Raw genomic sequence first — 21,549 nt, forward strand, 5'->3', positions numbered from 1 at the left:
ATATGCACGGATTGAAAAAAGGAATATTATCGTTTGCCGAATCCGATCCGGCCTGGCCGCGACTGTTTCAGGAGGAAAAGACCCGGCTTTTGCGGGGACTTGACCGGCAGGATCTCACCCTCGACCACATCGGCAGTACAGCCGTACCGGGGCTGATCGCCAAACCCGTTATCGATATGGCGTTGCTGTTCCGGACGCCGGAAGAACTGTGGCAGATCGCTACCGCTTTGCCGGCGCTCGGCTATCACTTTCGGGGTCCGCATACCAATGTCGGTCACTGGTACGCGGTACACGACGCTAATCAGACGCGACTGTTCCAGCTCCATATCTTTCAGGAGGGCTGTGCCGCATACCGGGACCATATCGATTTCCGGGATGCCCTGCGGAGCGATCCCCGACAACTCAAACGATACGCCGAGCAGAAACTGGTCTGGGCGGAACAGTCCAACTGGAACAAGGCTGTCTATAGCAATTGTAAAGCGGATTTTGTCCGCGAGGTGATCGCTGAATATCGAAGCGGTCCGGGAGATTTCCCCGGACCGCTATCGTGATTAATTCCAGATCGATACTTTAACCATCAGTTCAGTTTCCATTTATCGGCCAGCGCTTTGTTGAACCCATCCCCCTCTTTCGGGTTAGGTTCTCCTTTACCGGTAGTGATGAGTTGGTAGAGGCTGTTATTGATGTAGTTGTTCCACCCGTCCCGGCACACGCCGTAGCATTCATAAAAATTCGTCAGGCCTTCCTGGGTAAAATTAAGCTTGGTTTGGTCCCCTTCCTGCGAGATCTCAAAAATGAGCCGGTTGCCCACCCATTCATTCTGATCCTGCACGAAGTTGAAGCTATTCTCTATTACCTCCCAGACTACTTTTTCGTTTGGGATCATTTCCACCACCTTCATTTTGCAAAGGTGAATATCCCGGTAGTGATAGAACCATTCCTTATTCAATTCGTCGGTGGGCCCTTCGATCTCTTCGGACCACCAGCCACGCACGTTATTAATGGCCCGGTAAATCTGCCCGGGATTTTCGTCAACGGTTATAGAAGTGGTATAATTCTGATCGTTCACCGTCATGTTGTTTTCAATTTTGGTCATAATATTTTGATTTTGGGCCGTACGCAGTCCGTTCTTACCTAATGAGCAGGTCAACAGTGTCAGTACCGGCCAGATAAGCGCAGTTTTCATAGCAGGCATTTTTACGTTAGGATAATTTCTTTTCCAGGTTTTCCAGATAGCGGGTCCAGGCATCGGAGCAGTTGCCGTAGCATTCAAATTTTGGGGTCAGCCCCTGATGGGTAAAAGTGACGCGGGTATTTGAACCCTCCGGTTCCAGATCAAATCGAATATGGGTGCCGACCCATTCGTCGGATTTGGTCAGGAAGGACAAGTTGCTTTCGATCACTTCCCAGACTATTTTTTGACCGGGGACCAGTTCAACCAGCCTGTGTTTTGAATAATGGGCGCCGCCACCGGCCAGAAAGGAGAACTCATCCCCTATCGCCCCGCTCTCTCCGCTGATGGTCTCTTCGTACAGGCCCGACCACCACGATTCAATTTCCGGTAACAGTTCAAAGATCTTTTCCGGAGATCCGGAGGATATAAAGGAATAAACAAAGTCCTTCACCTCCCTTTCTGCACGAGAATGGGCGTTTACCGTATCTGCTTTCATAGTTTCATTTTTTTCAGTCTCCCCGGACCATAGCTAACCGCTAATTTCCGGATACAACCTCAATGGTTCTGGTAATTAAAATCTTCCATACAAAGATACTGGCTCAAACAACCCTAAAAAGGGGTAAATAAGACAACTTGAAAGGTTGATCCGGACAAAAAGTGTTCGTAGTTTTGGCCAAAAGGGAGCAATGAAACATTTGAGCATTTTGGTCCCCAGAGGGCAGAATAACCTGAGCAGCGTGGTGGGTCCGTTCAAGATCTTCAACCGGGCGAATCAATATTTCGAGCAGGCCGGCAAACATCCGGTATTTGCTATCAAACTGGTGGGTACCGGTGAAAAGGTAGATTTTTACCATGGCCTGTTTACCGTCAACGTTCAGCGGCATATCGGGGAGATCGATCAAACCGACCTCATCATTATTCCTTCCCTCAATCATCATTACGAAGAAGCCATCGCCGGCAATGAGGCTTTGATCAGTTGGATCTACCGGCATTACAAAAGCGGTACGGAAATTGCCAGCATTTGCACCGGTGCCTTTTTACTGGCCGCCAGTGGGGCATTGGACGGAAAGAGCTGTTCTACCCACTGGGCCGCTGCGGAGCATTTCAGAAGGATGTTTCCCCGGGTCAGACTGGAAACCGACCAGTTGATCACCGATGAAAATGGCATCTACACCAACGGAGGTGCCTATTCCTTTCTCAACCTGATGATCTACCTGGTGGAAAAATACTACAACCGGGAGACGGCCATTTTCTGTGCAAAGGTCTTCCAGATCGACCTCGCGCGTAATCTGCAATCGGAATTCTCCATTTTTAACGGCCATAAACAGCACGACGACGAGGTGATCCAGGAAGCCCAGATCTATCTGGAAGAAAACTACCGGGAAAAGATCTCCATTCAGGAACTGGCCCGAAAGCTGAACGTAGGCCGGCGGAACTTCGATCGGCGATTTAAAAAGGCGACGAACTTCACGCCCCTGGAATATTTGCAAAGGATCAAGGTGGAAGCTGCCAAAAAATTCTTTGAGAATACCCGCCTGAACGTCAATGAAGTCATGTACGATGTCGGCTACAGTGACAGCAAGGCCTTCCGGGAAGTATTTTGCCGGATCACCGGTCTTTCACCGTTGGAATACCGAACCAGATACAATGCCTACGAAACCACTTAGAAGGCGGCAAAGGCTACCGCATGCTACTACCTTCAGACGCTAATGAAGTCAATCCGCTGAATAATTCCAGTCCATTTCGAAGATGCTCTATTCCCACTGCGAATTCCCCGCTGCGGGTGGGAATAAAAAAACCTTCGGGGATCATCCCCTCAATCCATCTCCACCTTCACCTCCCGGAACATAAACGGATTATCGCTCACCCGAAGCGATCTGCCACTGGCGGTAGTCACATTCTGCAGGATGACTTTCCGGGTTTTAACGTAAGGAAACGCTTCCCGGTAAGAGGCATCGGTCATGTCCGGATTGAAGTCGTTGAAGATGGTCGGCCCTTCGTATTCTTCCGAATGGTTGGAGTCGTCGATGTGCAGGTTCTCGATGATGATCCGTTCCGGCATGTAACAGGTGTAGCCAAAATCATGCTGCCCGGAATAGGACCCACTGATCAGATTGACGCGATCGGTCGGTTGGCCGTCCACCGGTACGAAAGTACAGTTCCGGATGATGAATTCCCCCTGCCAGGTGCTACCGTAATCGGAGCGCAGGTTGATCATGCTCCGGCCGCGGATGGTAGAGTTCTCCACGGTAAAGGTGCCACTACCGATGGCGTTGATGCCCATATGCCCCAGCGTGGAATTCCGGATCGTGGCGTTGGCGACCCCCATGTGGGCATCGAAACGGGAAAAGGTGCAATGGTCGTACAGTAAATTCTTGCTGTAATTGGAGCCCAGGATACCCCAGTAGGTACGGTCGTTGATATCGTTGGTCTGACTGCAATTCACAAAAGACACATTGAGGGCCCGGTTGACCAGCAGATCGTAAGTCCCCATCGATACCGGTTTGCCGGCCGAGCCGATGGTTCGGTAAGTCTTGTGGCCCGTCAGTACGGTATTCTTCACCGTCACGTAGGAGCAGTCGCGAATGCTGATAAACCCGCCGTAGGGCGCGCCGTGCTCGCCTTCGCCCGTGACCCGGTGTTCCAGTCCGTCTACTACCACATTGGACCGCCTGATCAACAGGTTCCGACTGTAGTAAGTGTATTTTGATTCGGCCTGATTGGCGATGGTGGTGAACCGGCCACCGCTTATATTCAGCGTAGTTTCATCCACGGGAAGCGCGGTGATCTCCGTGATCTGTGCAAAATCCCAGATGATGGGGGCATTCATATCCACATTTCCATCCTTGTCCACCACGAAAATGTCGGTCTGGGCGGTACCGTTGTTCTGGTTGAGACCGAAACGGATATAGCGCCTGACATTATCATCGCTCACCGTGATCAGGCAGGAACCGGGCAGGGAGGCGTCAATTTTCTGCTGGTTGCGCTTCAGGGAAGTTATGCCGTCCAGAGTAATGGGTTCCAGGCCCGAGCTGACCAGGAAAACCGATGCGTTGCGATTTTCTACGGCCGTATCGTCGATGAGAAAGGAGGCCGTTCCGAAATCCGTGTCGGTCTGGATAATCGCAGTGCGCTCTTTTCCTCCGATGTAATAGGTCGCTCCCGCGTCGGCCTGTACCCGCAGCCCCTGGGCATTGGCAAAGGCGTGGGTAGCGGCGATAGCGTCTATATCATCGGTCTTGCCGTTGCCCCGCGCGCCAAAGTCACTGTAATACACCATTCCTGCGGCTTTGAATTTACGCACATCTTTGGGCGAAACGTTTATTTCCAGTTCCCCCTTTTCATTGGTGCTCACCCGCGTTTTTTTCTTATTGTAGGTGATTACCGGGTCGGACGGATCAGGGGTCTGTCCCATCGTCAGGGTTCCAAGGGAAAACAGAAAGATCAATAGGAGCGTATATCGCATCGTGAAGTGATTTAGGATTTAGGGAATGTCCGGTTCAGCGAGATCGAAGACCAGACCAGTTGCTAGGTTGACGCGTAAAGCTTCCCGTCAACTGACAATTCCGGATATAAAACCCTAAACATTCCGTTTATCGTCCGTGAGTCATCGCGCCAGAAACAAGATCAGCGTAAACACGCTAAAACCGATCGGGAAAGCCCAGCGGGAGAAGCGGTCGATCCGGGCGGAAAGCCGATGGCGGCCGGCCTGCGCCTGGAAACTGGTCACCAGCGACTCCAGAAAAGCCAGAAAGACCAGGAAGTCGGCTCCAATCGAAAACTTATCGAGCAGGGTCAGGTAAGACAGCGGCGGCACCAGTTGGGAGACGCTGAACTGAAAAGCCACCAGGGTCAGGATCGCCGTAACCGATACCGTGAGCTGGGCCGAGATCTCTTCCGGCCGGATCCAGAACACGCCCCAGGACATCAAAACGATCAACCCGATGGGCACCAGTACTTTCCAGACGTAGTATTTGGAATTGCGCCGAAGCTGAAAACGAAAGGCGAGGGCTTTGATATCCGGCCCCGGTCCCCGCATTTGGGAATCAGCTACGCCCTCGAAACTCGTTCGCCAGTTGGGCGGGTCAATAAAATCTTCGTGCAGGCCCATATAGACCGTATCCGGTATCAGACGATAAAAATGATCTCCGATGTGGAAAAAGGATAATTTCCAATCTTGTTTATCAAAGGGAAATTCGGTGAAATCGAATTGGTGGCGAAAAGTACCGATAACGCGCTGGTTGAAACGGGCCATGCCCCGTTCATCGATCTTTATCTTCTTCTCGAAAAAGGGCTCTACTTCGTTCATGTACTGCAATTCGATCCGGGGCACCAGGTCTTCAGCATACGGTATCTCCCGGCCCCACAGGCTGTCGACCGGCCATTGCATCGAAAAGAGGAATTCGGCCGTGATGTTTTCCTCGGTATCGTCGACCTCTATGACGTCCAGGACCGTCAGCCCGATGAACAGATCGCTGGAATCAGGCTGCGGGTCCTTAGCCTGAAAGGCCGAACCGGTAGCGGGGAGCAGCAACAGCAATAGTAGTAAAATGTAGGACTCCTTCATGGTTATGGATACTTTTCACCCGAATGGCCATTAATGTAGCCATTCCCGGCAAATTAACCATGGAATTGGTTGGTTCCCGATCGAAAGTCTTTTTCGGATTGATGTTCGTCACCGGGGACGCGTGCAGGATCCGGTTGCTACGGTTCGGCCTAAAAACAGACCAGGGCTATACGTGCGAAACGTATAGCCCCGGTGGGTCGTTTAATTATCCGCTCTTTCCGAGCGAACCGTCTTTAACCGGCTACAGCCGGTTTCTATTCTTCCAGGCAGACTTCCGGTCGGTCGCCCATTTTGTATTCCTTCATCAGCTCAGCCAGTCGGGCGTCGTAGCCCTCACCCGGCGCTTCGACCTTGGCGAGTTGGGTCAGCGCATTGTAGCGGCATTCCCATACCTTGATGCGCAATTTCTGCACCCGGCATTCGACTTCCTTGGTAAAGCTGAACTCAAAGGTTCGCTGGAAGGATTCGATCTGTTCCAGGTAGGGATGGCTGTTCTCACAGGAAGCAGATAGCCCCCGGATCGTCCAATCCTTTACCTGCTGGATGTTATCACAGTAAAAATCCGCCGAGCGATAGTCTTCGGTCAGTACATCGCCGCGGGCGACGAACTTGTTCCAGATCTGGTCGATCTTCATGCCGTCGGCCTGATACTGCTCACTCAAAGCGGCCAGTTCGTTGATCTTCACCATGGTGATCTGTTCCAGCTGGGTCATATCCGCCCGTTGCATGGAATCGATCTTTTCCAGCCGGGATTCCGCCAATTCGCACACATAGGCAAAACCATCCATGATATAGGCCCGAATCAGGGCTTCTTTGCTACAGTAATCGTAGCCGTATTTGCCAAAATGTTTTACTTTATTATCCGGAATAAAAGCTGTCCAGGCCTCGTTCAGAGTCGCCAGCTTGGAATCATTCTTTCCGATGGACGCTTCCAGTTTCCTCACTTCCCCGGATATTTCGCGGTTCAATCGGATCCCGGTTTCGGCCTGCAATTCCTTGATCAGCGCCAGGGCAGACGGAGCGGCAGTACAGTAGTCCAGCACACCATTGAGGATCAATATCTTGATATTGGGAATGGGGTTACAGGGGAAAACGTCGATCTCCGCATCAAAGCCCCTGGAAACACCCGTTTTCACATACTCGTTCCAGACGACATCCAGTTTGGCCATATCCCGGTACATGGCTTTCATTTCCGCTACTTCCTCGCCCAGTCCATCTACATCTTTCACCCGCAGCGAGGTCTTTTCGGTTAACCGCAGGGTACGGTTCTCGAAGATATCCCTGGATTTATCCATATCCCCTTCGCAGAGATAAGCGTAGGACATCATATAGGAATACTTAGCCAGCGTCGCTTTTTCACAGCTTGTTTTAGCGGCCTCGATCTCATCCAGTTCATCCCGGGAGACTTCTCTGGTATCCAAAAAACGGATCCAGAGTTCATCCATACTGTGAAAAGCTTTGATCTTGGAATCCAGATCGTTCATTTTTTCCACATAGCCGGGAATGGATGAATGGATAGCGGGGTCCATTGCCTGGATCTCTTCCATCAACTCTTCTGCATCGTCTACGTCACTCTGGCAAAAACTGGTATTAGTGTTCATCAACAAATACTTGGCGTATTGCGGTTTCTCAAACACCTTATTAGGAACGACCAGTTCACTCATGTTGGAAATTTTGTTGTTCTCCAAAAATTCCTTCCAGGTTTGGTCAAAATTTATCGTTTGAGCGGATGAAGAGGTAGAAATGAAAAAAATGCTGACAATGAGGCAACAGAAAAAATAGTTTGTTCGCATCACGTTTTGAAATTTAAAATAGATTCATTTTTGGGTATCTGCGGATTAGTGAGGGTGCCTAAGCCTTGAGATTAACGTTTTTAAATTACCAATTATTCCTTTCCAAAATCTTAAAAGATGCCGGAAAATCGGGCAAAATTACAATTTCACCGGATCTGCGGGCCATTTTATCCCAATGAGCTATGCATAGCTGCCAATTGGCCGAAGCGCTCCGGCTGTTCAGGTTATTCCGGTTTTCTAATTCCCCTTTCGGGATGCCGCGCGTCGTAGATCAGCTTTTCCTTTTCCGGTTGCCAGCTATCGTAGCTCAGGAAATAACGAAGGTCTTCGATCCCGGCCTGTTCATTGAGCACCAGATGGCCCAGGTATTCCCGGTATTCCCGCCAGCCGTTGTACTCCAGTCTGAACAGCAGATGGTAGCTTGTTCCGGACCGGGTATAAGCGATCACTTCAATCTTGTCAATTTCCGGCAGCCCGAGCAGCTGACCCATATTGAAAAACTCCGGCTTTTTGTCAGGACGCTCAAAAATTAGTAATACGGTATCGCGGCCCGGATCGTGCAGCACCTCCAACTCCACCTGGCGGACTTTGCGCGCTCCCTTCTTTTGCCACCGGAGGCGGGTGAGGTCAAAATCAGATTCGTTCCAGAAAGTTTCCCGGTAGTTCTCCATTTCGCAGGTGATGGCATCGATGGTATCTCCGGGCGTTTGCGGTACAAACAAGCGAACGGAATGTTCATTTAGATAAGTACCGGTAATTGGGAGCTTTTGCCCGATACGCTCGTACTTGTACCAACCGTCTATCCCTCCGTTCTTATGCTGGATCGCCTTCCAGCCTTCACCACATCTTGCCCCCTGCTGGACGGTCAGGTACATGTGGATGTCGTACTTCCCGTCCATCTTTCCCCGGAGCAGGTAATAGTCCCCCCGGGCAACTTTCCCGCTAAATCGAAAACCCTCATTTTGGGATAAGGCGGCGATCGTACACCCTGTAAGCAGGCAGAGACTAATAACTAATCTGAACATCTTAAAAAGTTTATCTGACCGTCCTGAAATAATTAACATTCTGTGACCATGTTCCACCCGCCTGTGCCCGCGCGATTTTACTCTTCGATATAGTAATATTTCTTCACCTGCCGCTTGACATAGAAGAACCGAAGCAGGCCCACGAGAAATAAGAGCGGGGCGATCACCAGCAGGAAATAACCGATATCCGTGATATCCCGCAAAGCATCAATTTTGATGATGGCGAAACCCGAACTCAAAAATACGATAGCTGATCTGAAATACGCCAGAAAAGTTCTTTCGTTGGCCAGGCGGGTGCGTTCGACCGCCAGCGCATCCGTTCTGCTTAGTTCCATTTTTTTCATACTGTCAACATTTCTACTTTGTGATCTTACTGTAACTGCACAGTTCTCTTTAAAGCAACTGATCGAAACCGGGAAAGGTTGCGGGTTGGGGATAGAGCGGTGCGCTGCACCTTGCTATTTGGTGTGCATCCGGTTGCCCTGATGCGGGTTGGAGATAGCGCGGTGCACTGCACCTTTCGATTTGGTGTGTATCCGGTTGCCTTGATGTGGGTTGGAGATAGAGCGGTGCGCCGCACCTTGCGATTTGGTGTGTATCCGGTTGCCTTGATGTGGGTTGGAGATAGCGCGGTGCGCTGCACCTTGCTATTTGGTGTGCATCCGGTTGCCGTGATGCGGGTTGGAGATAGAGCGGTGCGCTGCACCTTGCTATTTGGATGTATACCGTGACTTTTGGCAGCTGGCTTTTTCCGAGATCATACCATTTTCCGTCCACCAACTACCGGAGATAGAGCGGTGCGCTGCACCTTACTATTCGGATGTAAACCGGCCGGGGTAGAGCCACTGACCATCAGTGAGTTACCCAATTAGCGACTTCCGCTCTCCTGCCCTGGCGGGATATCTTGGATCTAACCGAAAATTCATCTTATTTTTTCGACGAAAATCGCCGGATCGGGCAGCGATTTTCAACTATTCTTCGTTAATGGTTGATCTATGCAACGCATAGTGACCGAACCGTAATCGACAATCTCCCGTCAGAGATTGTTATTTATTCACCATCACTTCTTCAATTTACTGATAGTTAATTACTTACACCGTTTTGAGCTTCTTTTAAAGTGAGAAGCTCCTGCCCGCAGTCTGCAATTCTATTTGAAGCATTATCGAGCGGTGATTTTCAGCTAACAGTTCCCTTAATTGATCATGGACTATTCCGGAATCGGGTGCCGCCCGGGCGTCGATCGCAGGCGATCCGCGTATCCAAGGCGTAAGTGATCAGGGGATAGTCCAGCCGGTTGAAGCATTTCTAAACCAGTTCCTTTTTTTCACTCTTTAACCAAGATTGTTTTTTTATGAAAAAACTATTAGGCCTATTTATTTTGCTCGGTATGGCCGCCGGTCTATCGGCGCAGATTACCGTTACGGGTAAGGTCACGGATGCCGACGGCATCCCGGTGATCGGAGCAAATATTATAGAGACGGGGTCAGCCGAACGCGGCACCCTGAATGGCACCATCTCGGACATAGATGGCATGTACACGATTAGCGTGCCTACTGATGCCAGCCTGGAATTTAGTTTTACGGGTATGGCCAACTACACCACTGCTGTAGACGGTCGGACCGTGATCAACGTGACCATGACGGAACAGACGGCCCTGATTGACGAAGTCGTCGTAACCGCCCTCGGTTTTAAAGCCAGAAAGGATCGTTCCGGATCTACCTCTTCTTCGGTAGGGGCCGATGCGATCCGTTCTTCGGGCGAAGCGGGTATCCTCAACAGTCTGGCCGGCAAAGCCTCCGGCGTAAAGATCGTGCGGGCCAACGGTGACCCCGGTGCCGGTACCAATATCCAGATCCGGGGAGCGAACACCATCGGTGGTTCCACCCAACCGCTGGTGATCGTAGACGGGGTGCCGATCTCTAACGACAACCTTTACGGCTCGGGCAGTTCCCGCAGCGGTGGGGTATCCCAGCAGTCGCGTCTGAATGACCTCAACCCGGAAGATGTCGAATCGGTACAGGTACTGAAAGGCGCTTCCGCCGCCGCTCTCTGGGGTTCGAGAGCAGCCAACGGGGTTTTGGTAATCACCACCAAGCAGGGTAAACTCAACCAGGGCATGCGGGTCTCTTTTTCCAGCACCTACTCCGTGGATGAGATCAACCGCCGCCACCCCCTGCAAACGGCTTTTGGCCAGGGTACCGGGGGCAGCTACAGCCCCACTTCCGCCAACTCCTGGGGCGACAAGATCGCCAACCGGACCGGTGGTGCGGATGCGGTGCGGAACACCGGAGAATATTTCCTGGCCGATAATGGCGATGTGATCTATCCGATCACGACGAAAAACTCGCAGGATATATTTGTGGACGATAACTTTGATGCCGTTTTTCAAACGGGCCATTACATCGACAATAACCTGACCATCACCGGTGGCGGTGGCAAAACGACCAACTACTTCAGTCTGGGCTACCTCACGCAGGACGGTATCGTCCGCAACAGTGATTACCAGCGGGCTACCGTGCGCTTCAACAACCAGACCTTTTTTACGGATAAGGTCGTGCTGACCACCAAAGCCAACTATATCTACTCCGACGGCAACCGGATCCAGCAAAACTCCAATACGGCCGGTCTGTACCTGGGCCTGCTGAGAACACCGCCGGATTTCGACAACAGCAGTTATCGCGGTACGTATTTCAACGCCAGCGGCGTGGCCTTCCCGGACCGGCAGCGGAGCTATCGTCGTTACCTCGGGAACAACATTAACCCGACCTACAACAACCCGCTCTGGACGACCAACGAACAGGAGGCGACTACGACCGTCAACCGTTTCAACGTCTCTTCCAACCTGAACATCACTCCGGTAGAATGGCTGCAATTCGACCTGCGCGGCGGTGTGGATTCCTATCTGGACAAAAGGGTCTACTTCGCGCCGATCGGTTCGGCCAGCTTCAACAACGGTCGCCTGGATACGGAAGACCTGAGCAATACGGAACTGAACTTTGACGCAATCGCCCGGGTGGAATTTCCGGATCTGGTAGCGGATAAGATCGGTTTCAACGGTACGCTGGGTTTTAACATCAACGACCGTCAGCGCAAAGTGCTTTACGCAGCGACCCAGACCTTCCTGGTGAACAGTGATCTGCAGAACTTCAACAATGGCGTAGCGCCTTTCGAAGTGTCCAACAGCAAGAACCACATCCGTTCCAACCGCCTGTACGGCATACTTTCTTTCGATCTGTACGATCAGTTGTTCCTCAACCTTTCCGGAACGCAGGAAGCGGCCTCTACCATCCAGGGCACCTATTTCTACCCTTCGGCTGATCTGGCCTGGCAGTTTCTCCCATCCGGAAACGGCCTGCTCAGTTTCGGCAAACTGCGGGCCTCCTGGGGTCAGGTAGGGGTACAACCGACGGCCTACCGCTTCGGTACGACCTACGAGACCTTTACCTACAGCACCTACGACGACGCTCTGGACATCAATGAATTCGGCGGTGGTTTCCGCCTGAACGATGATCAGGGTAACCCCGATCTGAAACCGGAGATCAAAACCGAATGGGAGATCGGTACCGACCTGCGGCTGTTTAAGAACCGCTTCAGCCTGGGCCTAACTTACTACCAGAACGAGATCAAGGACATCCTGCTGGCGGTGAGCCTGTCTCCGAGTTCCGGATATCTGTCGAAATACGCCAACTCCGGCCGGATGCAAAACAAAGGACTCGAACTGGATTTCGGGTTTAAGATCCTGGAAAACAAAAGCTACGGTCTGGACCTCTACGGTAACTTCAACAACAACCGCAACGAAGTACTGGACCTGGCCGGTGTAGACCGCGTGCCGCTGACCGACCAATCCATTACGTCCAACGCCATCGTGGGCCAGCCGCTGGGTATTCTCTTCGGTTCCCGTGCCGCCCGCAACGACGACGGTTCCCTGGCCCTGGATGTGAACGGTTTCCCAATCCTGGATCCGGAACAGGGTATCATCGGCGATCCGAACCCGGACTGGCGCGGTGGCCTGGGCTTACGCGCTTATTTCAAGAACCTGAGCTTCAACATCCTGTTTGAGACCTACCAGGGCGGTGATTTTGCGGAGCGGACTCGTTTCGTACTCACCAGTTTCGGCACTTACGCCACGGTGGGTAATGAGGTGACCCTGGATCGCGATCTGGTCAACTCCCAGGGGGTAACCTTCCCCGCCGGTACCACGGTACGGGGTAACATCCACAACTACGGCGCCGGTGATGTTCTGCTGGACGAATCCTGGTATACGTCTCTCGGTGGTGGTCTTGGTGGTTCCGCGATCAACGAGTTTTCGATCAACGACGGTAGCTGGACCCGCCTGCGGGAGGTGTCCCTGGCGTACCTCTTCCGGGGCGACAAGCTGAAATCCTTCACGGGTATGCAGTCCCTGGAACTGTCCATCACCGGTCGAAACCTGGCCGTGTGGACCGACATCCTGGGTATTGATCCGGAAGTGAACCAGTCGGGCGTAGACAACGGATTTGGTATTGAATATTTTACCAACCCGAGTTCCCGTTCCTGGGTGGCTTCTGTTAAGTTGAATTTTTGAAAACCGGTGGACGGTAGACGGTGGACGGTTGACGGTTGACGGTGGACGGTAGACGGTAGACGGTGGTCCCAACCATCGACCGTCAACCGTCAACCATCAACCATCAACGGTCGACCGTCAACCATCACCCATTCTTAACCAAACAAACTCGTATAAAATGAATACGATAAAATATATTTTCCTTATTGCTTTTTGCCTTTCCGCGATCAGTTGTGAAAAGCTGGTGGAGGGCATCAATGACAACCCGAATGAAATTTCTTCGGACAACTTCGATGCGGGTATCCTCTTACTGAAAGGGATCGAACTGGCCAATATCTCGGTTCAGGCCGGGCACCAGAACCGTATCGGGGGCATGTGGAGCGGCCAGACCCTCGGGCTGGTGCTATTGTACAAGAGTATTTACGAATACAACCTGTCGGCGGAAGAAACGACCAATATCTGGGAGAACGCTTATCAGGGTGTAGTGAAGCAAAGCCGCGTACTGCGGGAGCAAACGGCCAACAATCCGAAAGCCGATCAGTTTGCCGGGGTCGTAAAGGTTATTGAGGCCAATACGATGGGAACCATTGCCAGTCTGTTCGGCGATGTGCCCTACAGTGAGATCTCCGACGATGACATTCCGGACCCGGTGTTTGACAGCCAGACCGCCGTATTTAACCAACTGCAGGCGCTGCTGTCCGAAGCGATCTCGGACCTGTCTTCGGCTACGAATTCTGCCATCCCCGAGGATCTGTACCTGAACGGAGATACGGAGAAATGGATCAAGGTAGCGCATACCCTCAAAGCCCGTTTGTACCTCTATACTCGCGAGTACGCCAATGCTTACCAGGAAGCGCTGCAGGGTATTTCCGCTCCGGATGAGGCGCTGACCTTCACGCCGCCCAATATCGGTAACGGCAGCTTGAACCTCAACTATAAAATGATCAACGAGCGGGGCGGTTACTGGGGCTTCACCGGGTCTTACCTGGATCAGCTAATGACCACCGATCGCAACCACGAGAAGACCAACGAAGCGGCCCGTCTGACCTACTATCGTTTTGACGGCAACTCGGCCAATAACAACAAGGGAATCGCGGCGCCGGACCGGACTATGATCCTGGTGGGTTACGAAGAGAACCTGCTCATCCTGGCCGAATCCGCCGTTCGTAACGGACAAGCGGAAGATGGACTGGCTCACCTGAACGAACTCCGGGCGTACCTGGCTTCCGGCACGGCGTTCGAACAACTGAACGAAGCGGATGCCCTCGTATACGAAGCGTTCACCCTGGCGGATTTTGCGGCCGGCGGCATCGAGAACACCGATAACATCGATGCGACCCGCGCCCTGCTGCGGGAGATCATCGAGGAACGCTACGTTTCCGGCTTCACCCAATTGATGCCTTTTGATGATCTGCGGCGGGTAGGTAGCAAAGAGAATGATATTGCGGTACTGCCGCCCTTCAACTCTCCGACCGCTACGAAATATCCACAACGTTTCATCGTAGCGCAAACGGAGCTAAGCGCCAACCCGAATGCACCGAGTGATCCGGGCATCTTTGCCGAAACGGAGGTGAACCGCTAAGCGCTCCCCTTCCGGTTTAGAAAATCGGGCATAGATTATTTTTTAGTAGAAAGAGCATGATCGTAAGGGTTGTGCTCTTTCTGCTTTTGTGGAGATGGATCAGAAGATAGACTTGTAATTGAACCCTTATTAACGCTCCCACTGCTCACACTTTATCAGATTATCGATCGTCCTTTCTATCCAATCGTATTCCCCCAATTCCTGCAAGCTGACAAGCAGGTTCTCCGGTATTCCGGCCTTTCCCAGCAAAGTGCCTGCAATTTGGCCGGCTATGGAGCAATTGGTATCCGTATCGCCTCCAATTTTAATCAACTGTCTATACATTTCCTCTAATCCGATCTTCTTAATCTGATTGGCAGCGGCGATCGCCAGCGGAACGGAATGGACGACATAGCCAGTTTTTCCCATTGCACCGACATCCGTAAGATTGGGCATATCCTTTATGGTAATTAACCGGTCCCGAACGCTCGTGTCCGGAATCTGATCGATGATCATTTCCGGTAGATTTGAGTTGCCGACCCAGTTTCCGGCTAGGATCTCCCGGATGGCAATGATAACACATCTTGCTCCAATGTAGGCCTCATCGTTGTGATGAGTGATCGTGCAAATGTCCCGAATTTGGGCGTTCGTTATTTCCTCTCTAAAGGCGAGTGGTGCAATTCGCATTGCCGCGCCATTTCCAGCGGCATACGTTCCTCTCCTCCCGGTCTGGCTCCAGTGTCCTCCGATGTTCAGTTCCTGCATGGCTTTGAGCGTACTTGCACCAATTCCGCGAATCTGCCTGTTTCGGTAGTATTTCAAAAACTGTTTTCCCAGTGATTCGGGTCGGATCTCCGGGTCCTCGATCATCGCTTCAATGGTCGCCAGCGTCAGTTGTGTATCATCCGTTATTTGCCAGTCCGGTGCTTTTTCCTGCGGTTTTCCGAAAAGAAAAAAGGTATCTTCCGGCTCCTCGACCTTATTTTCATAAGCGCTTCCGTAAGCATCTCCGATGGCCCCGGCGATTATACATCCTTTGAATCTCTCTGCTTTGGTCATTAAGGGGAAGATGAAATTTTTGGTTACGATTCCCGTGTTTCAAAAAAACTGTAAAATAATGTAGATTATACGGGATTTTCAGGCTCGATATGCAGTATGCAACCATTCCCGGGCAGTAAACGCTGTAGTTTTTTATTGACCAGACCTAATGCATAAGGATAGATCCCGTTTTGTCTCTTTTGGCGTTCCTGCTGAAATGCACGTTCGCGCTCTTCCTCACTCTTAAAACGAGCACTTAAATGATCGGATGCCGTCTCACACGGGAAATAAATCTCCGCATCTTCGGCCAGCAGGATACCCGAAAAGATCCTTTTTTTAACGATCCACGTTTCTCCGGTTTCCGGATCGGTCAGTTTTGTGCCGGGCGGGAGGCCATTCTGTTGATGCTGGATCTCAGCGAGCAGTCCAAGCGGTGGCAGAGAGAAACAGTCGATAATTTTCACGGAATTGGGCTGTATCATTTTCAAAGCGTTTTAATATCCGCCGCTACCAGCGACAGATCCTCATTAAACTGGTGTCCGCCACGCGCTAATTCCCGGACGGTCGCCCGGGGTAATCGTTGGCGGTAGCGCAGCAGGTGATCATAAGGGATCTCCGCATCGTCACGACAGTAATAGAGGAATACGGGTACTTGCTCCGGTAGTTTATCAGCGAAATCCTCCTGCAGTTTGAGCGCCTGCTTCCAGTCTTCCTTACCGGACCAAAAAGGGGTAGCCAGCAGAAAGATCCCGGTGATCTCCTGATCCACTTCACTTTCGGAAAGGTATTTCAGCAACATGGAAGCTCCCAGCGAGTGCGCTACCAGGATAATCCGGCCTTGCAGCCGGGACAATGCCCGGCCAATCTGATTTTTTCGGCCAAAATCGGGAGCGGATTCATTCGGGAGCAACGGATAATGCACCCGGTAGGAAGCTCCCAGCGCTTCCCGTAAGGAATGGACCAGTTTTGCATCGGCTTCGTGGTCCGCGCTACCGCCACCGCCCTGTATAAAAAGTATTTCCCGGTTCATGTACGAAACTGATTATTGGTTCAATTCCCGCCCTCCTTTAATGACCAGCTTATTTGAGAGAAAATGCTGGTAGTCCAGGAATGGGCTTCTTTCGAAGATAACGATGTCGGCCTTTTTACCCACGGCAATTTGTCCGTAGTATTGATCGAGTCCCATCGCCGTGGCTCCGTTAAAGGTGGCGATCTGCAGGATCTCCTCCACCGAAAAACCGTGCTCGTACAGTAGCAGGAATTCCGAGAGGATCGCCTCGCCACCCCGCCGACAGTCCGTGCCGATCCGCAGTCGGACGCCTTTATCGTGGGCGTTTCTCAAGGTTTTCATCAGCACCTGGAAGGCCTGCTTCAACTTCCTTTTATGGGTATCCGTGTAGTTCGGAAGACTGAGCACCTGCTGATCATCATCGCCAAATGAGCTGAAAAAATAAGTCTCTCCGGCTACTGCTCCCATTTGGTGGATGGTAGTGCTGAGGCTGGCCTGGTTTTTGGCCATTTCATCCAATAGGCTATTCATGCGAGCTCTGAATTCCGGATCCTCATCGATCAATTCGAAGTAAAATATCATGACGGCTACCCACTCATCTATCGTTTCAATTCCGGCCAGGTCATATTTTCGATTCAGCATCCCCATCTGGTCCCGGAAATGTATGACGTTGGTTGCCAGGGATAGGATGTGTTCAAAATTCTTTACCCCTAAGGCCATCGCTTCCGGGATCGTAACCCCGCCCCGGTCGATGTGGCCGCTGATGATCATGTTTTGACGCTGGGCCTCCCTGACCACCGCACTAAATTCCGGTTCGTCCAGATAAGAGTACAATTTGACACGCTTGATACCGATCTCAGCGTATTCACGCACCTTTTCCCGGGCTTCTTCCGGATTGACAACCTCTTCGTGCGTAAAGGGCGTGGGCCGGTCCAGGTCCGAGATCAACGCACCTCCGGAAATGTAAATATTGGGATAGTCCGGATCGGGCTGTTGCTCCCATTCGATGGAGCTTCTGATCCATTTCGGGGGCTGGCCCATTTCCACAACGGTCGTCGTCCCGTACGGAAGATAGGTATCCCGCATGATCTGGCGGTGAATATCTCCGAGTGCATCCAGGTCATTGTAGGCATCACCCAGAACGTGACTGAGATGAACGTGGGTATCGATAAAGCCGGGTACTGCCAGGCGCCCGTTCCCATCGATTACCCGCTGTGCCTTTATCTCGTCGGAGGCGTCCACCATGCCGGCAATGGTATCCGCATTGATCAGGATTGTTTTCGCTTTCAGAACCGTCCGCTGCTGACTGTCAAATAAGTCGACATTCCGGATGGCCAGGTCGTAAAGTACCTGCTTTTGCTGGCCGCAGGCAGAGAGGGTGATCAGAGCGCATAGCGCGATAATTAAAGGTTTCATCGTCGGTGATTTTTGGCAGGATCAGGCTACGGGTGGTCCGGGAATGCAAAACGTTTACGAAACCAGTCCTTTGCTGCTGATCTTCCAGGTATTGGTATCCAGTTCCATCATTAGTTGTTGCTTCCCATCCGGGAATGCATCACAGGTAAAAGCAAGCCGATCTCCGTTCCATCCGGTAAATTTGATGTTCTCAATTTCGAGCGGCGTATCTATGACCGTTTTATCGGCAAGTCCGTCATTCATTTTTTCAACCTGATAGTCGTCCGCAAATATGAACGCTCCGGAAGGAGCCACCGCGAGTTCCCGGTAGGGCGGTTGCCACTCAAATTCCAGGAACGGCGACTTTTCCTCTAGTTTCCGAATATATTCCAATGAATTGCTTAAACGAAAAACGTAATCCGAGGTCAGCACGATGGTCTCCTTTAAGGGAACCGAGCAGGCTGTCCGCCCGGGAGCACCTCTGAAATGCCCTACCCATTCCCGGCCGTCCGCATTGGTGAATTTCACCCAGCTCCAGCCCGGGGAGTTCCAGACGTTTGGATTATCGAAGATCCGCTCCGGGTATTTTCCCGATTCGGGTTGGCTGATGATATCCGCTCTAACGATCATTTTGAATCTGTACTGGGGTTATTAGATTTGCAGTTCGGAACTGTGCGGGAAAAATTCAGCGGCACAATTTCGACCGGTGAGCTGACACACATTCCGTTTTGCATTGATCTTTACCCATAACGCAAAGCGTTACAGAAAAATTCATTCCTTAACAGTTACGTTTCGATTTGTATCTGAAACATGAATCCTGCGAATCAGGGGTTAAACTTGGAATCAATGTGCCTTTAGGCACAAAATGTAGGTAGCAAAATGACCATTTCCCGGCTTAGCGTGCCGTAGGTACGCCATGTAAAACCATATTGCGTACCTACGGCACGCTGAACCTCCCGAATTATTGGACGGGCTACCTATATCTCGTCCCTACGGGACTTTTAACTCCTGATTCGCATGAATATCACCCCAAATTTTATAAAAGGCGGTGTATGCCCTCAGAGAGGTCATTTTTGAGCCCTGAAAAAATTTAGGATGAACTCATGCTTCCGGTCACTGATCCCAAACGGGCTATTCCGCTATTGCAAATGCGCCTTACCCGCAATCAGTTCCTCGTACTCCGGCAGGGTTTGCTTTGCCCGGTGGCGGATAAAATGCCGCAGCGCTTCCAGTTGTTCGTCCGTGATCTCCGGGAATGCGGGCATGCCGTTCAGGTTCAACGATCCGTCCCGCACCACCGAAGCGAACGTTTCCTGATTCAGGGGTACGGATGAAGCCCGGAGATCCGGGGCCATGCCTCCCGCGTACATATCACTTCCATGACAGTTGAAACACTTCCAGTATTCCGTAGCTCCCTGCAGCGCTTTTGCCTCCTCGATGACAAATTCGGCATCCACGATCGGCTTCGGGAAATAAGGCGGAGCCAAAGCGGGTACCTCCGCCGTACCGTCTAGGGAAAACGCCAGCAATCGCCGGGTATGCTGCCGGTAAGCCCATCCCAGTTTGTAGGCCTCCCAGCCTCCCCGGGCGTATCCCCCACCAAAACCGACCAGCAATACCAGGTATTGTTTGCCGTTGAGTTGATAGGTAATGGGAGGAGCGGAGATCCCCAATCCGACGTCGAACGTCCAGCGGGTCTCCCCCGTGCGGGCGTCGTAGGCCAGCAATTTGCCGTCCGATCTGCCCTGAAACACAAGATTGCCGGCCGTAGTCAGGGTGCCGGCATTCCAGAAATGGTCCTGCGGGACCGACCAGGCCAGTTTTTGCCGTACCGGATCCCAGGCCTGTAAAGAAGCGGGATAATCGCGCGGTTGACGATCCGGAGCGAGCATATTCACCCCTATCCCGCCCGAAAATTCCACGGCCTGCCAGGATGCGAGATCAAAGCTCTCGTCCGAAAATTTAACCGACTGGTGTAAGGTCGGGATGTAGGCCAAACCGGTCTGCGGATTGTAGGACATCGCGTGCCAAGTATGGGCTCCCCAGGGATTCGGTGCAATGTCGACCGGACCGTTCTCGTAGCGGGCATTTGGTGCTTCTACCGGCTTCCCGGTATTGGTATCGATATGTGTAGCCCAATTGACATCGGCAAAGGGTTCCGCCGAAATGAGTTTGCCCGTTTCCCGGTTGATGACGTAAAAGAAGCCGTTCTTGGGTGCATGCAGTATGGCCTTGATGGGTTCTCCGTCGATCGTCAGATCGGCCAGAACGATATCCATATTGGAATTGTAATCCCAGGTTTCGCCGGGCGTGGTCTGGTAGTGCCAGAGGTATTCGCCGGTATGCGGATTGAGGGCAACGATCGAGCACAAAAAGAGGTTGTCACCACCTTCCGGGCTTCGTATCTTTCGGTTCCAGGGCGAGCCGTTACCCGTGCCGATGTACAGTACATCCAGTTCTTCATCGTAGGTAAAGCCGTGCCAGGCGTTGCCGCCGCCACCGTGTTTCCACCATTCGCCGGTCCAGGTTTTTGCGGCCATTTGCATAGCTTTGTTTTCAAAGCCTTTGGCCGGATCGCCCGGAACGATGTAAAACTTCCAGGCTTCCTCGCCGGTTTCCGCATCGTAGGCCGTGACAAAACCCCGGGTCGGACCGTTTTCCGTGCCGCCGTTTCCGATCAGTACTTTCCCGGCAAAAGCTTTCGGCGCTCCGGTGATGTACAGCGATCGCTGCGGATCGAAAGTAACTGCGGTCCAGATCTCGGCGCCGGTTTCCGCATCGATAGCGATCAAGCGGCCATCCCAGGTAGCCGCAAATACTTTTCCGTTATAGAACGTCAGGCCCCGATTGTGGACCCACCCGATCTGGCGTTTCTTACTGATGGCCTTGCCTACTTCCGGGTCGTACTCCCAGATGAGTTCGCCGCTGGTCGCGTTGACAGCCCGGACGACATTCATGGTACCCGTAAAGTACAGGACCCCGTCTACCACCAAGGGAGTGGATACCAGGCCCACGTCCCGGGGCAGGTCCAGGTACCAGTCTACCTGGAGTTTCGATACGTTGTCGGTGTTGATATCCGCTAAGGGACTGAATCGTTGTTCGCTGTGCGTTCGTCCGTAGGCCAGCCAGTCGGAGGTATTGCTTTCATCGGCGATCGCCAGATCATCGATGGAACGTGGCTGAACCGGAACGTCATTATCACAAGATGAGATCGAAAAAAGTAGCAGAAGTGCCAGCAGGTGCTGAATGGGTTTGGTATTCATTTGTATAGGTTTAGTAAAAAACTGAATGATGTTGATTTGCTGATCATCAGGCCGGACGGCCCTTGGGAGCGCATTCAGAAATTGGGGATTTTAAGGGCGTTTGTTCCTATACAGATTCTAAATATAATAAAAAAGACGGTTTCACCGGCAAAATTCCCCCGATCAGCCCTTCCGCGGGATC

17 protein-coding genes are annotated in these 21,549 nt (G+C 52.0%); 4 read left to right on the forward strand and 13 right to left on the reverse strand.

The window, feature by feature from the left end:
- Nucleotides 1-2 precede the first annotated feature (2 nt).
- Nucleotides 3-551, forward strand: coding sequence for a GrpB family protein (locus tag CRP01_RS31510; protein ID WP_099154055.1), 549 nt, complete (start codon nt 3-5; stop codon nt 549-551).
- Between the two features lie 26 nt (nt 552-577).
- On the opposite strand, the gene CRP01_RS31515 is transcribed toward CRP01_RS31510, so the two are convergent.
- A complete protein-coding gene (locus CRP01_RS31515) occupies nt 578-1,186 on the reverse strand; it encodes an SRPBCC family protein (RefSeq protein WP_222845855.1) in 609 nt (202 codons plus the stop codon).
- Nucleotides 1,187-1,202: 16 nt separating this feature from the next.
- Entirely contained in the window at nt 1,203-1,670 is a 468-nt protein-coding gene (locus tag CRP01_RS31520) for an SRPBCC family protein (protein WP_099154056.1), read from the reverse strand.
- A 190-nt stretch (nt 1,671-1,860) separates the two neighbouring features.
- Between CRP01_RS31520 and CRP01_RS31525 the strand changes: the two genes are divergently transcribed.
- Nucleotides 1,861-2,841, forward strand: coding sequence for a GlxA family transcriptional regulator (locus CRP01_RS31525; RefSeq protein WP_099154057.1), 981 nt, complete (start codon nt 1,861-1,863; stop codon nt 2,839-2,841).
- Between the two features lie 149 nt (nt 2,842-2,990).
- Here CRP01_RS31525 and CRP01_RS31530 read toward each other — a convergent pair whose 3' ends face one another.
- The 5 genes from CRP01_RS31530 to CRP01_RS31550 all read right to left on the reverse strand — a co-directional run bounded on the left by CRP01_RS31530 (nt 2,991) and on the right by CRP01_RS31550 (nt 8,894).
- Nucleotides 2,991-4,640: a hypothetical protein gene (locus tag CRP01_RS31530; protein WP_099154058.1), complete on the reverse strand. Its 1,650-nt coding sequence runs from the start codon at nt 4,638-4,640 to the stop codon at nt 2,991-2,993.
- 141 nt (nt 4,641-4,781) lie between these two features.
- On the reverse strand, nt 4,782-5,741 hold the full coding sequence (locus tag CRP01_RS31535) for a hypothetical protein (RefSeq protein ID WP_099154059.1): 960 nt from the start codon (nt 5,739-5,741) through the stop codon (nt 4,782-4,784).
- A gap of 254 nt (nt 5,742-5,995) precedes the next feature.
- On the reverse strand, nt 5,996-7,405 hold the full coding sequence (locus CRP01_RS31540) for a hypothetical protein (RefSeq protein WP_143473610.1): 1,410 nt from the start codon (nt 7,403-7,405) through the stop codon (nt 5,996-5,998).
- Between the two features lie 353 nt (nt 7,406-7,758).
- On the reverse strand, nt 7,759-8,559 hold the full coding sequence (locus CRP01_RS31545; protein ID WP_143473611.1) for a hypothetical protein: 801 nt from the start codon (nt 8,557-8,559) through the stop codon (nt 7,759-7,761).
- A gap of 77 nt (nt 8,560-8,636) precedes the next feature.
- Nucleotides 8,637-8,894: a DUF202 domain-containing protein gene (locus CRP01_RS31550; RefSeq protein ID WP_222845856.1), complete on the reverse strand. Its 258-nt coding sequence runs from the start codon at nt 8,892-8,894 to the stop codon at nt 8,637-8,639.
- A 1,016-nt stretch (nt 8,895-9,910) separates the two neighbouring features.
- Here CRP01_RS31550 and CRP01_RS31555 point away from each other — a divergent pair.
- Nucleotides 9,911-13,123, forward strand: coding sequence for a SusC/RagA family TonB-linked outer membrane protein (locus CRP01_RS31555; RefSeq protein ID WP_099154063.1), 3,213 nt, complete (start codon nt 9,911-9,913; stop codon nt 13,121-13,123).
- 157 nt (nt 13,124-13,280) lie between these two features.
- Nucleotides 13,281-14,684 (forward strand): SusD/RagB family nutrient-binding outer membrane lipoprotein, encoded by a 1,404-nt coding sequence (locus tag CRP01_RS31560; protein WP_099154064.1) that lies wholly within the window; start codon nt 13,281-13,283, stop codon nt 14,682-14,684.
- A gap of 129 nt (nt 14,685-14,813) precedes the next feature.
- On the opposite strand, the gene CRP01_RS31565 is transcribed toward CRP01_RS31560, so the two are convergent.
- The 6 genes from CRP01_RS31565 to CRP01_RS31590 all read right to left on the reverse strand — a co-directional run bounded on the left by CRP01_RS31565 (nt 14,814) and on the right by CRP01_RS31590 (nt 21,368).
- Nucleotides 14,814-15,722, reverse strand: coding sequence for an ADP-ribosylglycohydrolase family protein (locus tag CRP01_RS31565; RefSeq protein ID WP_099154065.1), 909 nt, complete (start codon nt 15,720-15,722; stop codon nt 14,814-14,816).
- 65 nt (nt 15,723-15,787) lie between these two features.
- Nucleotides 15,788-16,183 (reverse strand): hypothetical protein, encoded by a 396-nt coding sequence (locus CRP01_RS31570; RefSeq protein ID WP_099154066.1) that lies wholly within the window; start codon nt 16,181-16,183, stop codon nt 15,788-15,790.
- A 2-nt stretch (nt 16,184-16,185) separates the two neighbouring features.
- Nucleotides 16,186-16,731 carry an alpha/beta hydrolase gene (locus CRP01_RS31575; RefSeq protein ID WP_099154067.1) on the reverse strand — a complete coding sequence of 182 codons (546 nt, stop codon included), beginning with the start codon at nt 16,729-16,731 and terminating at the stop codon, nt 16,186-16,188.
- 12 nt (nt 16,732-16,743) lie between these two features.
- Nucleotides 16,744-18,126 carry an amidohydrolase family protein gene (locus CRP01_RS31580; protein ID WP_099154068.1) on the reverse strand — a complete coding sequence of 461 codons (1,383 nt, stop codon included), beginning with the start codon at nt 18,124-18,126 and terminating at the stop codon, nt 16,744-16,746.
- 54 nt (nt 18,127-18,180) lie between these two features.
- On the reverse strand, nt 18,181-18,735 hold the full coding sequence (locus CRP01_RS31585) for a hypothetical protein (protein WP_099154069.1): 555 nt from the start codon (nt 18,733-18,735) through the stop codon (nt 18,181-18,183).
- Between the two features lie 509 nt (nt 18,736-19,244).
- Nucleotides 19,245-21,368, reverse strand: coding sequence for a PQQ-dependent dehydrogenase, methanol/ethanol family (locus tag CRP01_RS31590; RefSeq protein ID WP_099154070.1), 2,124 nt, complete (start codon nt 21,366-21,368; stop codon nt 19,245-19,247).
- Nucleotides 21,369-21,549: the final 181 nt, after the last annotated feature.

The sequence above is a fragment of the Flavilitoribacter nigricans DSM 23189 = NBRC 102662 genome (assembly GCF_002646595.1).
Taxonomy (GTDB): Bacteria; Bacteroidota; Bacteroidia; order Chitinophagales; family Saprospiraceae; genus Flavilitoribacter; species Flavilitoribacter nigricans.

What these genes read in the sequence shown, in the direction of transcription:
- CRP01_RS31555 (WP_099154063.1), top strand. Translation starts at nt 9,911, where the DNA reads ATGAAAAAACTATTAGGCCTATTTATTTTGCTCGGTATGGCCGCCGGT.
- CRP01_RS31510 (WP_099154055.1), top strand. Translation starts at nt 3, where the DNA reads ATGCACGGATTGAAAAAAGGAATATTATCGTTTGCCGAATCCGATCCG.
- CRP01_RS31545 (WP_143473611.1), bottom strand. Translation starts at nt 8,559, where the DNA reads ATGTTCAGATTAGTTATTAGTCTCTGCCTGCTTACAGGGTGTACGATC.
- CRP01_RS31565 (WP_099154065.1), bottom strand. Translation starts at nt 15,722, where the DNA reads ATGACCAAAGCAGAGAGATTCAAAGGATGTATAATCGCCGGGGCCATC.
- CRP01_RS31570 (WP_099154066.1), bottom strand. Translation starts at nt 16,183, where the DNA reads ATGATACAGCCCAATTCCGTGAAAATTATCGACTGTTTCTCTCTGCCA.
- CRP01_RS31530 (WP_099154058.1), bottom strand. Translation starts at nt 4,640, where the DNA reads ATGCGATATACGCTCCTATTGATCTTTCTGTTTTCCCTTGGAACCCTG.
- CRP01_RS31540 (WP_143473610.1), bottom strand. Translation starts at nt 7,405, where the DNA reads ATGAGTGAACTGGTCGTTCCTAATAAGGTGTTTGAGAAACCGCAATAC.
- CRP01_RS31550 (WP_222845856.1), bottom strand. Translation starts at nt 8,894, where the DNA reads ATGGAACTAAGCAGAACGGATGCGCTGGCGGTCGAACGCACCCGCCTG.
- CRP01_RS31585 (WP_099154069.1), bottom strand. Translation starts at nt 18,735, where the DNA reads ATGATCGTTAGAGCGGATATCATCAGCCAACCCGAATCGGGAAAATAC.
- CRP01_RS31515 (WP_222845855.1), bottom strand. Translation starts at nt 1,186, where the DNA reads ATGAAAACTGCGCTTATCTGGCCGGTACTGACACTGTTGACCTGCTCA.
- CRP01_RS31535 (WP_099154059.1), bottom strand. Translation starts at nt 5,741, where the DNA reads ATGAAGGAGTCCTACATTTTACTACTATTGCTGTTGCTGCTCCCCGCT.
- CRP01_RS31575 (WP_099154067.1), bottom strand. Translation starts at nt 16,731, where the DNA reads ATGAACCGGGAAATACTTTTTATACAGGGCGGTGGCGGTAGCGCGGAC.
- CRP01_RS31525 (WP_099154057.1), top strand. Translation starts at nt 1,861, where the DNA reads ATGAAACATTTGAGCATTTTGGTCCCCAGAGGGCAGAATAACCTGAGC.
- CRP01_RS31590 (WP_099154070.1), bottom strand. Translation starts at nt 21,368, where the DNA reads ATGAATACCAAACCCATTCAGCACCTGCTGGCACTTCTGCTACTTTTT.
- CRP01_RS31560 (WP_099154064.1), top strand. Translation starts at nt 13,281, where the DNA reads ATGAATACGATAAAATATATTTTCCTTATTGCTTTTTGCCTTTCCGCG.
- CRP01_RS31580 (WP_099154068.1), bottom strand. Translation starts at nt 18,126, where the DNA reads ATGAAACCTTTAATTATCGCGCTATGCGCTCTGATCACCCTCTCTGCC.
- CRP01_RS31520 (WP_099154056.1), bottom strand. Translation starts at nt 1,670, where the DNA reads ATGAAAGCAGATACGGTAAACGCCCATTCTCGTGCAGAAAGGGAGGTG.